14 protein-coding genes are annotated in these 15,876 nt (G+C 47.6%); 9 read left to right on the forward strand and 5 right to left on the reverse strand.

The features are described 5' to 3' along the window. The first annotated feature begins 10 nt into the window (after positions 1–10). From L9G74_RS07365 to L9G74_RS07375, 3 genes are all read left to right on the forward strand, one after another. Positions 11–823, forward strand: a complete 813-nt coding sequence (locus tag L9G74_RS07365) for a nucleotidyltransferase domain-containing protein (RefSeq protein WP_238895655.1) — start codon at positions 11–13, stop codon at positions 821–823. Positions 824–1,622: 799 nt separating this feature from the next. After that, on the forward strand, positions 1,623–3,713 hold the full coding sequence (locus L9G74_RS07370; protein ID WP_238895656.1) for a S8 family serine peptidase: 2,091 nt from the start codon (positions 1,623–1,625) through the stop codon (positions 3,711–3,713). 18 nt (positions 3,714–3,731) lie between these two features. Next, positions 3,732–4,187, forward strand: coding sequence for a serine protease external chaperone (locus L9G74_RS07375; RefSeq protein ID WP_238895657.1), 456 nt, complete (start codon positions 3,732–3,734; stop codon positions 4,185–4,187). A 42-nt stretch (positions 4,188–4,229) separates the two neighbouring features. On the opposite strand, the gene L9G74_RS07380 is transcribed toward L9G74_RS07375, so the two are convergent. Next, positions 4,230–4,910 carry an NUDIX hydrolase gene (locus tag L9G74_RS07380; protein WP_238895658.1) on the reverse strand — a complete coding sequence of 227 codons (681 nt, stop codon included), beginning with the start codon at positions 4,908–4,910 and terminating at the stop codon, positions 4,230–4,232. Between the two features lie 162 nt (positions 4,911–5,072). Here L9G74_RS07380 and L9G74_RS07385 point away from each other — a divergent pair, with 162 nt between their 5' ends. Together L9G74_RS07385 and L9G74_RS07390 are read left to right on the forward strand one after the other, a co-directional pair. Continuing rightward, the gene (locus L9G74_RS07385) at positions 5,073–6,077 is read left to right on the forward strand and encodes an SPFH domain-containing protein (RefSeq protein WP_238895659.1); all 1,005 of its coding nucleotides are present in this window, start codon (positions 5,073–5,075) and stop codon (positions 6,075–6,077) included. A 10-nt stretch (positions 6,078–6,087) separates the two neighbouring features. After that, on the forward strand, positions 6,088–7,011 hold the full coding sequence (locus L9G74_RS07390; RefSeq protein ID WP_238895660.1) for a diacylglycerol kinase catalytic domain-containing protein: 924 nt from the start codon (positions 6,088–6,090) through the stop codon (positions 7,009–7,011). 36 nt (positions 7,012–7,047) lie between these two features. Here the strand turns inward: L9G74_RS07390 and L9G74_RS07395 are convergent, their stop codons facing one another. Continuing rightward, positions 7,048–7,899, reverse strand: coding sequence for an AraC family transcriptional regulator (locus tag L9G74_RS07395; RefSeq protein ID WP_238895661.1), 852 nt, complete (start codon positions 7,897–7,899; stop codon positions 7,048–7,050). A 112-nt stretch (positions 7,900–8,011) separates the two neighbouring features. Continuing rightward, the gene (locus L9G74_RS07400; protein ID WP_238895662.1) at positions 8,012–8,980 is read right to left on the reverse strand and encodes a zinc transporter ZntB; all 969 of its coding nucleotides are present in this window, start codon (positions 8,978–8,980) and stop codon (positions 8,012–8,014) included. Between the two features lie 182 nt (positions 8,981–9,162). On the opposite strand from L9G74_RS07400, the gene L9G74_RS07405 reads away from it, so the two are divergent. Then, entirely contained in the window at positions 9,163–9,534 is a 372-nt protein-coding gene (locus L9G74_RS07405; protein WP_238895663.1) for a YacL family protein, read from the forward strand. Positions 9,535–9,637: 103 nt separating this feature from the next. On the opposite strand, the gene L9G74_RS07410 is transcribed toward L9G74_RS07405, so the two are convergent. Continuing rightward, positions 9,638–10,267: a response regulator gene (locus tag L9G74_RS07410; protein ID WP_238895664.1), complete on the reverse strand. Its 630-nt coding sequence runs from the start codon at positions 10,265–10,267 to the stop codon at positions 9,638–9,640. After that, positions 10,260–11,966, reverse strand: coding sequence for a nitrate/nitrite two-component system sensor histidine kinase NarQ (gene narQ, locus L9G74_RS07415; protein ID WP_238895665.1), 1,707 nt, complete (start codon positions 11,964–11,966; stop codon positions 10,260–10,262). The genes L9G74_RS07410 and narQ overlap by 8 nt, the downstream gene beginning before the upstream one ends. Before the next feature lie 307 nt (positions 11,967–12,273). Here narQ and nrfA point away from each other — a divergent pair, with 307 nt between their 5' ends. From nrfA to L9G74_RS07430, 3 genes are all read left to right on the forward strand, one after another. Beyond that, positions 12,274–13,674 (forward strand): ammonia-forming nitrite reductase cytochrome c552 subunit, encoded by a 1,401-nt coding sequence (gene nrfA / locus L9G74_RS07420; RefSeq protein WP_238895666.1) that lies wholly within the window; start codon positions 12,274–12,276, stop codon positions 13,672–13,674. Between the two features lie 543 nt (positions 13,675–14,217). Further along, entirely contained in the window at positions 14,218–14,556 is a 339-nt protein-coding gene (glnK, locus tag L9G74_RS07425; RefSeq protein WP_037439174.1) for a P-II family nitrogen regulator, read from the forward strand. 14 nt (positions 14,557–14,570) lie between these two features. Next, on the forward strand, positions 14,571–15,818 hold the full coding sequence (locus tag L9G74_RS07430) for an ammonium transporter (protein ID WP_238895667.1): 1,248 nt from the start codon (positions 14,571–14,573) through the stop codon (positions 15,816–15,818). Positions 15,819–15,876 lie beyond the last annotated feature (58 nt).

The raw sequence follows: 15,876 nt of genomic DNA on the forward strand, positions 1-15,876 counted from the left end.
GAGTGACAGAATGAAACAAGTAGTTGATGCACGATTGCAGCAGGCAATCGATGAGTCGGTGAGGCAAGAGATATTACGCCGTATCGCGGCGGCAGAGCGGGAGCATGATGTCACCGTGTTGTATGCGGTCGAGTCCGGTAGTCGCGCTTGGGGATTTGCCTCTCCCAACAGCGATTATGATGTGCGTTTTATCTACGCCCATAAGCCGGACTGGTACTTGAGTGTCGATTTAGAGGCTAAGCGCGATGTAATCGAGTACCCAATAGTGGATGAAATCGATATCAACGGTTGGGATGTGCGCAAGGCGTTGCAGTTATTCAACAAATCCAATCCTGCCATAGTGGAATGGTTACAGTCGCCACTGGTGTATGGTGATGACGGTTATTTTGCGGCGCAGCTACGGCCGTTGTTAGCCAGCGGTTATTCGCTTAATAAAGGGGTTTATCACTACCTGCATATGGCGAAAACCAACTATCGCGGTTACCTCAAAGGCAGCGAAGTGCGGCTGAAAAAGTACTTTTATGTGCTGCGGCCATTGTTAGCCATCCGTTGGTTGCTGGCGCATCGTACCGTGGCACCGATTGAGTTTGCTCGATTGTTGACCATGCTGACTGAGGAAGCCGTGCGTACTGAAGTCGATAAACTGTTGGCGGTTAAAATGCGCAGCGATGAGCTACAAACTGGCCCGCAAGTGCAAGTGCTGAACCAGTTTATCGAAACTGAATTGGCGCGTTATGAGCAGTTCACCCCTCTTGATAATAACAATCGGCTGGATATGACGGAGTTGAATCGTATCCTGCGTGGATCGATGGCTGTTCGTTGATGCTTGTTGATGAACTTAGGTGGGTACTTGAGCCATACTGAGGTGGTGCCGTCGGCGCCCCTCTGTGGCCGAGTACTAAGTTCTTAGGGGCTGTTTATCTTTGCTGATTGTTTTTACAGCAGGCAGAGCGTGATTTAGGCAAGGCCGATGATGGGCCGTCTCTTCTTGCGGTGCATATCGCCTTGAGCACAGCTATTTTATACAACACCTGCGTAACACCAATATTATTGCCCTCGTCATGGCTGTTATTTAGCTTCCGCCTCGTTGTTTATATTCGGCATCACAATTATTTCAAACTACGCGTGTTAGTCACTGCGTCCGTATATCGAGTGTAGCCAACCGTTTTTTATTGTTGTCCTTATATAAATTATTAATAGAAAGCCATTAATTAGGTTTGCTTGGATCTGTGTTTATATTTAAAAACAGTGGTGTTGTATGTGGTCATCGTGAGAGGTGTTTGTTTTTTGTTCTTATTTGTTAACTTTTTGGATTTCCATGGCGGATGTTTAATTCTTCAGTTGTAACTATTTATTTCGTTTGTAACTGTTTGTTATTATTTGGTTTGTTGAATTTTATCTATTTATTTTCGTGTTGTTCTGTATGTTATTTGTACTATCTTGTTGCCAGCTTGAGTTGTTTTCAATGTCATCATAAAAACATATGTGATAGATATGTAGTCGACTTTGTCATAATTAAACATTAATTTTTCAAAGCAATATGGATATAAAAAACACTAAAGACATTAATAGCAAATTGACTTTGTTATTGGTGCTTTTATTTGCTTAAAGGGAACAAACTGATGCGCAAATCCTTAATTGCACTAAGCGTCACTGCTGCAATGTTGGCGGGATGTGGTGGTGATGGTCATAATAATAGTGCTCCGATTGCTACTGATTTAACGCTCACTGCGATGCAGTCCGTAGCTCTGACTGGACAATTACCTGCAACTGATGCCGATGGCGACACGCTACAATTTGCGATTGTCGATCCGAGCCAAGTGAAATTTGGCACACTCGAAATTACCAATGCCACAACCGGGGCGTTTACTTATCTGTCTGATAGCTTGGAAGGCTCGGAAGCCATTGATTTTCGCGTGAGTGACGGGGAAGACGTTGCAACCGCTACCTTATTTATCAATATCGAAGGCGGGGATCCGCTCTATAGCTACCAATGGCATCTTAAAAACACTGGCCAAAGTGCATTTTCCGCTTCCCATGGTGTGGCAGGTGAAGACATCAACGTTAGCGCCGCTATCGCCGGTGGCACGACTGGGCGTGGCGTAACTGTTGCGGTCGTCGATGATGGTTTAGAGATTACCCATCCGGATTTGGTGGATAATGTTGTATCAGGTGGTTCATTTAACCTCATTACTGGTACTGTTGATCCCACACCTTTTGACGATGGTTCTGCACACGGTACCGCGGTGGGCGGTATTATTGCAGCGAAAGGCTGGAACAATATTGGTGGTCGCGGTGTTGCACCGGATGCACATTTGATTGGTTTCAACTTTCTTGATGCCGATCCTACAGGTGCAGTTGCGTCAGTGCAGACCTTTGAAAATTTTGCACTGTCACACGGTGCGAGTGCGTACAGCGATGTCGCGCGCGTGTTTAACCAAAGTTATGGCTACAGCGCGCCATTCCCTCATGGCTTCGATGAGGATGAAAATGATGTCTATCAAGCCATTGCTACCGGCAGCCATAACAATTTAGGCAGTATCTTTGTTAAATCCGCTGGTAATGGTTTTGAATACTACAATTATGGCGGTGTAATCTGGGTACCTGCGGATTACTTTACCGTTGCTGATGGCGAAACATTTAACCACGGCTTGCCATTCCATAACGCTAACATGTCAACCGACAACGCCAACGTTTACAACTTAGTTGTTTCTGCAATTAATGCGAGCGGTAAACTCTCAAGTTACTCTTCTGTCGGATCAAACATCTTCGTGACCGCACCAGGCGGACAATACGGTACTGCGGCTCCAGCAATTGTCACCACTGATCGTGCTGGCTGTGATAAAGGCTGGGAAGTGACTGAAGAGCGTCCATCAACCCCATTTGGTGGTGGTTTAAATCCTCTTAACCAGCAATGTGATTACACTTCTACCATGAACGGTACGTCTTCCGCTGCACCTAATACTTCAGGTGCTGTTGCGATGATTATGAGTGCTAATCCCAGCTTAACTTGGCGCGATGTTCGCTATATTTTAGCGTCGACCGCAACCAAAGTTGACCCAGACTTTGCCCCAATCACGGTGAAGGTTGGTGAGGGTGATGATGCGCCTGAGTATGAAGCGGTATCTGCTTGGCAAGATAACGCGGCGGGATTCCATTTCAATGAGTTTTATGGTTTTGGTCGTGTAGATGTCAGTGCTGCGGTTGAAATGGCGAAGAACTACTCACAGAATTTAGGTGAGTACGTTGTTACTGAATGGCAATCCGACGACGAGTTGAATAAGCCGATTCCTGATGCCAGCATCACCGGTGCGGCTGATGCAATGACGGTTGAAGATGACTTAATCATTGAAGCCGTACAAATTGAAGTCACTGCTGATCACTTACGTTTACCTGACTTATCTGTCGAGCTGATTTCTCCAGCGGGTACCCGCAGTGTATTGATGACGCCATATAATGGCATGGTATATCAAGGTGTGATGGACCCAACTGATCCTAGCGATTTTGTGCCAGGGTTCGAGAACACACCAATGTTGTCTAACGCATTTTATGGTGAAAGCAGTAAAGGTGAATGGACGCTAAAAGTCATTGATGTGAATGGTGGCGAGTATAGTTTCGTACTATATCCATTGGCGGAAGTACCGATTCCAAACGAAGCACAAGGCGTGCTGAAAGGTTGGTCAATCCGTTTCCATGGGCATAAAGCCGCCTAGCATCTTAAGGAGTGAGAAATGAAAAATTCAATGATGATTTTGGCTATCGGTATGTTCATCGGTTCAACCTCCGCGATGGCTAGCCCTAAATTGCCTACAGTGGCATTGCAAGGGCATGCGCCAACAGGACTGAAGTCCGCATGGGAAGGCAGTGAACTGTTGTATGTCAAAAGTGGCCAGAAAGTTCAACGGGCACAACGTGTGCAAAAGGGGACTGAATTGGTGACTGCAACAGGAAAGCCTCTCGCGGTACTCACTGGAAAAGTGGTGGTTAAGCTGAAGGATAATGCCAATGCCGCTACCGTTGCCGCCGCTCATGATCTTAAAGTTGATTGGACCGGTCCGGCAAATCTGGTGATTTTCACCGGTAATGACAATACCGAATTGCTTGCCTTAGTTGAGCAACTTCAACAAGATCCCCAGATCGAGCGCGTTAAGCTTGATCGAGCCGTAGACAAGCAACAACCGATGTAATCTTTGTTGTGTGCAAGAGCCCCCGCTGGGGGCTCTTTTCAATTACTCTGCTAAATTCCTTTCAAACAGATAGATATCGGCATCCGGTTTCAGTTGATACAGCTGGGCAGGGCGCTTGCCGGTGCTTACCTTTTCATCCACGGCGATAAACATGTCGGAGGCTTCGATGCGGCGCATCAAGCTTTTGCGTTGAATTGGCCGTTCGATAATCGCTTCAATCACCGTCATGAGTTCGGTCACGGTAAACTGAGCTGGCAGGCAATACACCGGCACTAATGAATACAGCGCTTTTTGTTTTAGGCGGGCGACCGCTTCCGCAATGATGGTTTGATGATCAAAGGCGAGCGGATAGTCCTGCAACTGATGCACTGGCAGCCACTGCGCATCATGCACTGTATCGATATGGCTTTGTGCCGCTTGCTCACCCATCAAGGCATAAAACGCTAATGTCACCGCAAAGCCGCGTGGATCGCGTTGATGACCAGAAAACACTTTTAACTGCTCTAAGTAACTCGGTGCCACACCGGTTTTTTCCTGCAGCTTGCGTCGCGCGCAGGCTTCTACGCTGGCATCCAACAGTGGATCAACAAAACCGCCAGGCAGCGACCATTGGTCGATAAACGGCTCGATGGCGCGTTTCACCAACAACACTTTTAGCTCAGCTTGCGCCACAGTAAATAGCACGTTGTCGATGGTAAACAGCGGATTTTGATATTGCTCCATGGCGTTGAACTCTTTTTAAGTGTCCTAATGACATTTATTTTTAATCAAATTTCAATTGCTTACAAGCTTTGCAGTAAAACTCGCCAAAATAGTGCTTTACATTAAATGTCATAGGGACATATATTAAATGTGTCAAAGGGACATTTAATAAGGAGCCACACCATGTTAGGTATTAAATTCTATAAAGCTGACCCTTCAACTTTTGTCATGCTGTTTAAAAACGGCAAAGTCACTAAACAGGGCGCAGGCACCAGTTTCTACTACTACGCCCCGTCATCATCGCTGGTGGCGGTACCGCTAAGCAGCTGTGAAGTGCCATTTGCCTTTCGCATGAAAACTGAGGATTTCCAAGAAATCACCCTGCAAGGGCAAGTCACCTTCCGCATTGCCGAACCACAGCAAGCCGCCACCATGGTGAACTTTACCTTGGATGTTGCCGGGCGTTATGTCAGTGAAGACCCAGAAAAACTGGAAGAGCGCGTGCTACGCAGTGTGCAGGTGGTGATCCGCAACCAGATTGAAACCATGAGCTTGCAACAGGCGCTGCGGGCGAGTCGCTCACTCACCGAGTTGCTGCAGCAAAATCTGCCAGAGCGGCACTCGCTTAAAAACCTTGGCATTGATATTACCGAAGTGTCGTTGACCTCGATTGTGCCCAATCCTGAAACGGCTAAAGCACTGGAAGCGGATGTGCGTGAGCAACTGCTGAAAGATGCCGATTCCGCCATTTATACCCGTCGTTTAGCCAGTATCGACCAAGAGAAACAGGTGCAGGAACGCGAGCTAGAAACTGAAAAAGCCATCAACAAACAACAGCAAGAGTTGGAGCAACAAAAGTTGCAGGCTGAGCAGGAAAAAATGCGCAAGAAGTTCGCTATGGATGAAGAAGCATTAACCGCGAAGACCGAGGCTGAACGCCGTCGCAATGAATTGGTTGAACTGGAAGCGGTGAATACCCGCGCCCGCAGCGACGCCAAAGCGTATGACATTCGCAGCCAGTTGCAAGCTTATGAGGCGATTGATATTGAACGCTTAAAAGTGATGAGCATGAGCGGCATGAAACCGGAAACCTTGATTGCCCAAGCGCTGGAAAACCTCACCAAAGGTGAAAACCGCGTTGGTAACTTAAACATCTCCCCTGAGTTGCTGCAATCATTAGTGCGCTAAGGAGTGACCTATGCTGACCGATAGAAAACTGGTGTTAGTCACCCGTAAAACTCGCTTACAGGAGTTAAAAGAGCGCTACGGTACGCTGGGACAAGCCAAATTTTATCTGGAACATTTGGGCGAGTCGTTCGCCCAATATGAGGATGAACACAATCGCTTTGAGGCCTGCCGCCGCCAAGTGGTGCAACTGCTCGGCAGTATCGGTAAGTTGCAACAGCTAGAACGCGGCGTACTGCCAACCTATCGCTTCGACGCGCAGGATATTATCTGCGTGTTGGGGCAGGACGGTTTAGTGGCTAACACGCTCAAATATCTGCGTGGTCAGCCGGTGATTGGTATCAATCCGTTGCCGGACTTGTTCGACGGTAAATTGCTGCCGTTTAACGTCAATGAGTTAAAAGCGATCCTCCAGCATGTGTTAGCTGCTGAAGCGCAAACACGGGCGGTGACGTTAGCGCAGGTGGATACCAATTTAGGCGAATCACTGTTGGCGGTAAATGATCTGTTTATCGGCCCGCGCAGCCATAGCTCAGCACGTTATTTGCTGAATTATCAGCAACAAATGGAGGAGCAAAGCTCCAGCGGTATTATTGTCTCCACTGGGCTGGGCTCTACTGGTTGGTTCCGCAGTATTATCGCTGGCGCCAGTGGTGTGGCAGGTAAACCGGTGCAGGCAAACATAGCTAACGGTTTTCCATGGGAAGCGCCGTATTTATATTATTCAGTGCGCGAGCCGTTTCCATCTCGCAGCACCTCATGTAAGCAAGTGTTTGGCCGTATTGAGCAGGGCAAAGCATTGAAGTTGACTTCGCGCATGCCCGACAGCGGGGTGATCTTCTCTGACGGTATGGAAAGCGACGCCATCAGCTTTAGTGCTGGCACCATTGCTGATATTCATGTGAGTGATATTCAAGGAGCTTTGGTGAGCGGCTAACGCCGAAAGGTTAGTGTTTACCAACTGCCGCTTTCATCACTTCAGCGGCAAATAAATATCCGTCTGTAAGTCACATTCATCCACTTGATGGACAAAGTTGAGCCAATGGAAAAAACAGGGAAAATCACCCAGCTCCTTGCCACTTTGCGGTAACCAATCGCGGTACAGCTGATACACGCTGTCACTTAAGTTATCGTGGCTGCCGTAATGGCGCAGCACAGCAAAACGACCGCCGGGAATTGTGCCCGTTTGTACGCCAAAATCATTGGCTGGCACATCGCCCTTAATTGTTCCGGCAATATCAAATCGAAATTCATCTGGTGCAACGGTATTGGGATCGGCGTAGGGAATACCGAACGTATCACTGCTGGCGATAGGCGATAACCCCGTTTGTTTACGCCAAGCGATGAATTGCGCTGAGGTGGCTAACACACGCTCAGGCGCACCTAGATGACTGAGATACGCGATTTTCTGATTCGGTTTGGTGACGATGTTGACTTGCATAAGTTCAGCTCCCGCCAAGATATGTGGCAATTGAAAAAGATGTTGCCATTGAGTCCAGTCCGGTTGCTGCCGAAAAGCCGTTGGGGTTTGGCCAACGGTTTTCTTAAAGCTGCGGGCAAATGCTTCTGGGCTGGCAAAGCCCGCAAGCAGCGCAATATCAATCACTTTTAGCGGCTCAAATGCCAGTTGGTAAGAGGCTCGTTTCAACTTAGCCAACTGAATGTAGCGCGTGGCACTCATGCCAGTATGCGCCACAAACAGCCGATGAAAGTGAAACCGCGAGCAAGCCGCAATATTGCTCAATTGCTCTGGCGTTAGCGCTTCATCTAAATGCTGCTGAATATATTCACATACTTGCACAATACGTTGATATGGCGCGGCCATTGGCGGTTGGCTCCTTCGGCGTTTTAGGAATGACTCAATAGCGGCGCTTAGTGTGGCGCGAAGGCCACGGAAAAACCTGATTCAAATTGCGCAGTTATCGAACCAAAACGCGTTACAGCCAGCGATGGCGATAGAAAAACCACAACTGCACCGCCACAATCAGCACTAAACCAGTACAGAATGCAGTGAAAGCCCATGGCGTTTCTGCCCCCGGAATACCGGCGATGTTGACGCCAAGTAAGCCAGTGAGAAAACCTAACGGCAGAAACACCGCACTGATCAAGGACAGGAAATACAAGCGCTGGTTAACCGCTTCCGATTGATGGTTTTGCAACTCTTCTTGCGCTACGGTAGCGCGCTCGCGTACCGAGTCTAGGTCTTCAATGCCGCGGACTAAGGTATCGTTCACTTCGTTAAATGCTAGCCGTTGGTGTTCATCATAAATACCGGCGGAGTCGTTCAGCAGTTTACTGAAGGCATCGCGTTGCGGCGCGAGGTAACGTCGTACCACCACGGTTTGGCGGCGCAATTCGGCAATATCGGTGCGCAGATCGCGGCGATCACCATCAAGCAGTTTGTCTTCCAACTCGTCTAAACGTTCTTCTAATTGATCAATAAAGGTGACATTACGGTCGGTCAAACGCTCACACATACTTAGCAAAAAACCACCACTGTTATCGGGGCCATTACCTGCAACAATATCTTGCGCTAGTCCTTTTACCGACAGCAAGTCGCGGCAGCTGGTAGTGATAATGCGATGTTGCGATACATATAGCCGCAGCGACACCATATCCTCCGGGTCGGCTCCCGGGTTTAAGTTAATGCCGCGCAATGCCAACAGTAAGCCGTCGCCGGAGCGCAAAATACGTGGGCGGGTGTCTTGTGCGAGCAAGGCATCGGTTTCCAACATGGTTAAACCACTTTCTTCAGTTAACCAACGTTCAGTTGCTGGATGTTTGTAGTTGAAGTGCAGCCAAACTAGCCCTTGTTCGGGCGGGAAATCGAGCGCTTGTTGTTTGGACATCTGCATCGGCGCACCATTACCGCTGAGCAGCACTGCATTAACTAATCCATCTGGCATAGTGTTATCTCCTGAGTGAACTGTGAGCGGAGCACATAGTGAGTCTTAACAAAATCGCGCGGCTCCAGCTTGGGTCACGCTAACCTAATATCGCAATATTGAGAAGTGAAGAATGATTCCTGAGGCAATCTATAGCGGCCTAGATTAAACTAGAAATAACCGTACCAAACCAGAGAATCTCCATGGAATATGAATTTAGACGCGATATGCTGAGTGGCACGCCAGGTGCCAGTTTCAGTATGGAACATCAGGTAATGGGGCAGTGGTTTTCTGAAGAATTAGGCAATGATGTTGAGCGTTGTGCGCAAGTGAATCAGGCGATTGTGTCATTGCAGCAAGGCAAGCTGAACGAGTGGCAGTTGGTGGGGGGCGATCTCACCTTGCAGATGGATGCTGAGCAAGTGCGCATTTACGCCAATGTGCTTGATTTTGAAAATGATACTGAACTAGATGAAGACCTGTCGTTATATGATGCAGAGTCAGAAGCCTTTTGTGGATTAGAGGATTTCCAACAAGTGATGGCAAGCTGGCAGCAGTTTATTGCTGAGCATTAATCCTCAATAACAATGCTCCAAAACCAAAGCCCAAATGTTGCCATTTGGGCTTTTTGCTATTCAGCGCTGGTGGTTTCACGTCGGGCAGTGTTGTCGCCAAATGTTAGCGATTCAAATACCTTACTGCCATCTCAGTGCGTGATTTGGCATTGGCTTTGCGCAGGAGATTTTTCACATGCACTTTAACCGTGCCTTCGCTGATATGCAGCACTTCGGAAATCATGCGGTTACTCAATCCTTCGGCAAGATTTTGCAGAATTTGCAGCTCTCTTGGGGTTAACTCTCCCACCCACTCCGTTTCATCCGCCGCACTGGCTAATTCGTCTAGATAGGGCGCGATTTCAGGGCTGATAACGGTTCTGCCCGACATCGCCTGTTTTAACTGAGTCAGTAATAAATCGGGTTCAGTATCTTTCAGCAGGTAACCATCGGCGCCCGCTTTGAGCAGACGCAGCACATCTTGTTTAGCGTCAGATACGGTTAAGATAATGATTTTACAGGTAACGTCTTCTTGGCGCAGCGCATTGAGTGTATCCAGACCCGACATGCCTTTCATATTGAGGTCGAGTAAGACGATATCTGGTTCATCTTCTGCTAACGCAGATAGAGCTTCAATGCCACTGCCCGCTTCACCAAATAGGCGGAACTGCTGATCGGATTCAAGTAGTTGACAGATCCCCCGTCGCAGCAGCGGATGATCATCCACTACTAATACCGAATACACATCACCCATTGTCTGACTCCTGTTGTGGTGGAAACTCTAATGTCACGCAAGCCCCACCATTGGGGTTAGCTGAGAAGGTCACTTTCCCTGATAATCGATTGGCACGTTCGTGCATAATTCCTAAGCCAAAATGCTGTTCGCGTTCTTGGATATGGTCAAGGCCGATGCCGTCATCACAGATGCGGATCACCGCCATGTTAGCAGCATTCTTTTCACAAGACACATCGATATGACGCGCTTTTGCGTGCTTAATCGCATTGAGCGTGGCTTCTCTAGTGAGTTGTAAAATATGGATATGTTGGTGGGCTGCCAATAGGTGTGATGGTAAACGGTAATTTAGGCTGATCTCAACATCGGTTTGCGATCTGAGCTGTTCTAACATGCTTTCAAGGGCGATACGCAGGTTAGGTTCTTTTACCGTGAGGCGGAAAGTCGACAGTAGCTCGCGCAGCTGTGAATAGGCTAAATTGACACCTTGATTGAGTTCGGTGAGCTGTTGGTCAACTTTGTCAGCGTAACCTTGTTCGTCCAATGCTTTGCGTAGCAAGCTGATCTGAATTTTTAGAAATGACAGTAATTGTCCGAGTGAGTCATGCAGCTCGCGGGCAATCACTGCGCGCTCCTCTAACAGTGCCAACTGCTGGCGCTCCTCCGAGGCGTTATGAATGATGATCGAGCGAGCCAGCATCAGAGCATAGTTTAAAAACAGTGCCTCGTTAACGCCGTTATCGCAGATCACTTCCAAATAGCCTAAGCGCTGCTGTTCAAACGTCACCGGAAAACAGGTACTACTGGCATTTGCGGGCCAGTCTTCAGTGGCGGAGATCACCTCCATCTCTTCATCATCTTGTTGAATGATGAGCCGTAGATAACTCAATTGTTGGTAATCTTTTAACTGTATCAGCGACTCTTGCAGCAGTTTTAAGTTGAGTTGCCCCGAGTTGAGCATAATCGCTTTGTCGTACAGAAAGGTTAGCTCGTTATTGGCTTTAGTCAGCGCCAGTGTTTTCTCTTTGACTTGCGACTCTAGATCGCCATATATCGATGCGAGCTGTTTTACTGTGTAAGTTAGCGCTTCAGAGAGAGTGCTTAGTTCATTGTATTCCGAGGTGGGAATCGCCACGTCAAAGCGGCCTTGGGCGATGATATTGGCGGACTGCATCATCTCGCCCAGTGGTTGGGCGACTTTTCGACGCATAAAACGCACGGTAACAAAGGCGATGACAATCATCATGCTTAAGCCGATAACTTGCAGGATCACTAACAGCCGTAGTTTAAAGGCAGCATGGTGTTCCATCTCCAGCACCAGCTTATCAATGGTATCAACAAAATCTTTGACCGAGGCGGCGTAAGCGCGGGAGTTCTCCTGCTCGGCGTAAGTTTTCATCTGCTGCCACTTTTCGATGACCAGTTGATACTGTGCTTTTAGTGCTTGCGGTGATGACCAATCGAGTGAGCGAGTGAGGGCATCCGAATGCAACGTTTGCTCGAACTCTTGGATCTTGTCATCGGTAGCCTCACTGCCACTGTTGGCATAAAACAGTAAACGATAACTCTGCATCCGCAGTGAGCCCGAAGCATTAATCGCCCGGGCATCTCCCACGCTGTAGGACAGGTTCACAATCGAGAATGTGGCCAGACCGCTCGATAACAAAATTAACAGCATCATCATGCCCAGTATCGTGGCGGTTAAACTCCTTTTTATCATTAAAATAAAACCTTTTAGTCTTTATGGTTATATTACATCTTTATGAAAATAAAAGATTATCTGTATCGTTGGCTATACTTTTCTTGCTTGGCGCTTAGCTTGTTGTGCTTCCGTTTTATCAGTGGTTGCTAAACTTACTTAACATTTCGTTAAAATTGTGAGCTGGGTCGTGTGAGCAATTTGATCTCACGCAAGTTTACGTTTGTATATTCCCTAAGAGGTATATATCCGACCATAGCAAAGGACTACTTTTCATGGCGAAGTCGTCGCTCATGCAGCGCCACAATGAACATAACACGGAGATGAAATGGTGAAAAACTTCAGCAGAAAATCTATCGCGGCTAGCTTGCTCATGGCTACCTCAGTGATGGCTGCCGGCACCTTCGCCAGCGATAAAACTGAACCTCGTAGTGAGGTTTATCAAAACAAATTTAAACAGCAGTATGCCTCTTGGCATGCCACAGAGGAAAGCAAAGACAACACCGATTTACTGGCAGCAGATCCTAACTTGGTCGTGTTGTGGGCGGGTTATGGTTTTGCCAAAGATTACCGTGCGCCTCGCGGCCATATGTATGCGGTGACAGATGTGCGTGCAACATTGCGTACTGGTGCACCACATGCGGCAGGAGAAGGTCCAATGCCGATGGCCTGCTGGAGCTGTAAAAGCCCTGACGTGCCACGTGTGATTGAAGAGCAAGGTGAAGACGGTTATTTCACTGGTAAATGGTACAAAGGCGGTGAAGAGATCAGCAACACTATCGGCTGCTCTGATTGCCACGAAAAAGGCACCGCGAAACTGCGTATTAGCCGCCCATTCGCGGAGCGTGCTTTTGACACCATTGGTAAGCCATTTGATAAGGCATCACGTAACGAGAAACAATCGTTAGTCTGTTCACAATGCCACGTCGAGTACTACTTCGAAAAGACCGAAGATCGTAATGGCTTCGTGAAGTTTCCATGGGATGACGGTACCTCCGTTGAAGCGATGGAGAACTACTATGACAACATCCATTTTGCAGACTGGACGCACAAAATCTCCAAAACGCCGATGTTAAAAGCACAGCATCCGGGATATGAAACATGGTCAACCAGTGTCCATGGGGTTAACAATGTCTCTTGCGTCGATTGCCATATGCCTAAAGTGACCAATGCGGAAGGCCGTAAATTCACCGATCATAAAGTCGGTAACCCATTTGATCGGTTTGAAGATACCTGCGCTCGCTGCCATACCCAAAGCAAAGAGTTCATGGTCGGGCAATATGAGAAAGGCAAAGCAAAAGTGCTGGAATTGAAAGCGGCGGCTGAAACCCAGTTGGTGCATGCTCACTTTGAAGCCGGTGCAGCTTGGCAAGCGGGAGCGACTGAAGCTGAAATGACACCGATTCTCGAAGATATCCGTCACGCACAATGGCGTTGGGATTTTTCAATCGCATCGCATGGTGTTTATGCTCATAACCCAACTGAAGCGTTGCGTATTCTGGGGACCGCGGTAGATAAAGCGGCTTCAGCCCGCATCAAGCTGGCGCAGTTACTGGCGCAAAAAGGGGTTAAACAACCGGTAGCCATTCCAGATATTTCTACCAAGGCGAAAGCGCAGGCGGCTATCGGCCTAGATATGGATCAGCTAAACGCAGAGAAAGAGAAATTTAAGCAGGAAGTCTTGCCTAAATGGGATGCTGCCGCGAAAAAACGTGAAGCAACGTATTAATTCAGTCGACCAGCATATCCAGTGCACAATAGTTGCTTGGTTTGAGTAACGACTCAACTTTAATACGTTAATTTAGTGATAAAAGCCCTCAGAATGTTGAGGGCTTTTTGCTATTAATCGGTAGCGTTTTAAGTGAGCACCATCGATGTGCAAATGTTCATAAATGGTGATCTATTGTTATTATCATCAACTAACAGTGTGGGTTATCGCTCCGTAATCTCTATGCCTCAACATCCTCTATACGCACTCGCTAATCTATTGATTTAGCCTATATCAACTGAATTGATTGACTCACGCTTCGCCATCGTCTCCGACATGATTGCTTGGTAAATGTTGCGGAAAATTTACCAAGCAATCACCGTCATTACTCGTGCTCGCTTGTGGTGCATTTCTCGCGGTTGTGACCACTAATGGTGCAAATGTTTTGAACCAAATTGGTATGTTTGTATGTAAGCCTTTGTAAAACAAAAAATTAACATTTTGGCCTAATGCTTGAATTACAAAACAACAAAACACTACTTATTAAGGCGATTGGAGGTCTGGATGAAACTAGTCAGCGCAATCATCAAGCCATTTAAACTTGATGATGTCCGCGAGGCAATTGCGGCTATCGGGATTGAAGGCATGACTGTCACAGAGGTTAAAGGGTTTGGTCGTCAAAAAGGCCACACTGAACTTTACCGTGGTGCGGAATATCAGGTTGATTTTCTCCCTAAAGTAAAACTGGAGATCGCAACCAAGGCTGAAAATCTTGATCATTTATTAGAAGCAATAACCAACGCCGCCCACACCGGCAAAATTGGCGATGGCAAGATTTTCGTAACCGATCTGGAGCAAGTCATCCGTATCCGTACGGGTGAAACTGACTCCGAAGCGCTTTAAAGGGGATAATAATAATGGAAGAGTTAACCAAATTGGGGACTTCAGTATCAGAGCTGAGTTTTGCACTGAATACTTTCTATTTTTTAGTGTCTGGGGCGTTGGTCATGTGGATGGCCGCCGGATTTGCCATGCTGGAAGCTGGCCTAGTACGCGCTAAAAATACCACCGAAATTTTGACAAAAAACTTTGTGTTGTACGCCATCGCTTGTGTGACTTTCTTGCTGGTGGGTTACAACATTATGTATGTCGATAACGTTGCCGGTGGTTGGTTGCCATCGTTTGGTGCCTTAATTGGTTCCCAAGCGGCTGATGCTAATCATGCACTGGAATCTGACTTTTTCTTCCAAGTAGTGTTTGTGGCAACCGCCATGTCAGTCGTCTCTGGTGCCGTTGCTGAACGTATGAAACTGTGGGCGTTCCTGATCTTCGCTGTAGTGTTGACCGCAGTACTGTACCCAGTTGAAGGTTACTGGACGTGGGGTGCTGGCTTCTTGAATGCGGCAGGTTTCTCTGACTTTGCTGGTAGTGGCATTGTGCACATGGCAGGGGCTTCAGCAGCATTGGCTGGCGTATTGTTACTTGGCCCACGCAAAGGTAAATATGGCCCTAACGGTCAAGTTAACCCAATTCAAGGTTGTAACTTGCCTTTGGCAACATTAGGTACCTTTATTTTGTGGTTCGGTTGGTTCGGCTTCAACGGCGGTTCACAGCTGGCTGTTGCCGATGCAGAAAATGCGTCTGCCGTAGCTAAAGTGTTCGTAAACACTAACTCAGCAGCAGCGTTTGGTGCCGTATCAGCGCTGATTGTTTGTAAAATGGTTTGGGGTAAAGCCGACTTAACCATGGTACTGAATGGTGCTTTAGCTGGTCTGGTTGCTATCACCGCTGATCCTGCCAGCCCTTCACTGGTGATGGCTGGTATCATCGGCTTGATCGCTGGTGCTCTGGTGGTGTTCTCAATTGTTGGCTTTGACCGCATTAAGATTGACGACCCAGTGGGTGCTTGTTCGGTACACGGCGTTGCGGGCTTGTTTGGTGTAATGGTTGTGCCGGTATCAAATGCTGAAGCCACCTTTGGTGCACAAGCATTAGGTGCAGTTACTATCTTCGCTTGGATGTTTGGTACTTCATTGATTGTATGGGGCATCCTCAAAGTCACTATGGGTATTCGCGTCACCGAAGAAGAAGAATATAACGGTGTTGATGCATACGATTGTGGCGTTGATGCTTATCCTGAGTTTGTTACCGTTAAAAACGCGTAATTACAACGCATTAGCAATAAAAACAGGGCGCAAGCCCTGTTTTTTTATGCTTAAAAAA

It is taken from the genome of Shewanella electrica (assembly GCF_022321485.1).
Lineage (GTDB): Bacteria > Pseudomonadota > Gammaproteobacteria > Enterobacterales > Shewanellaceae > Shewanella > Shewanella electrica.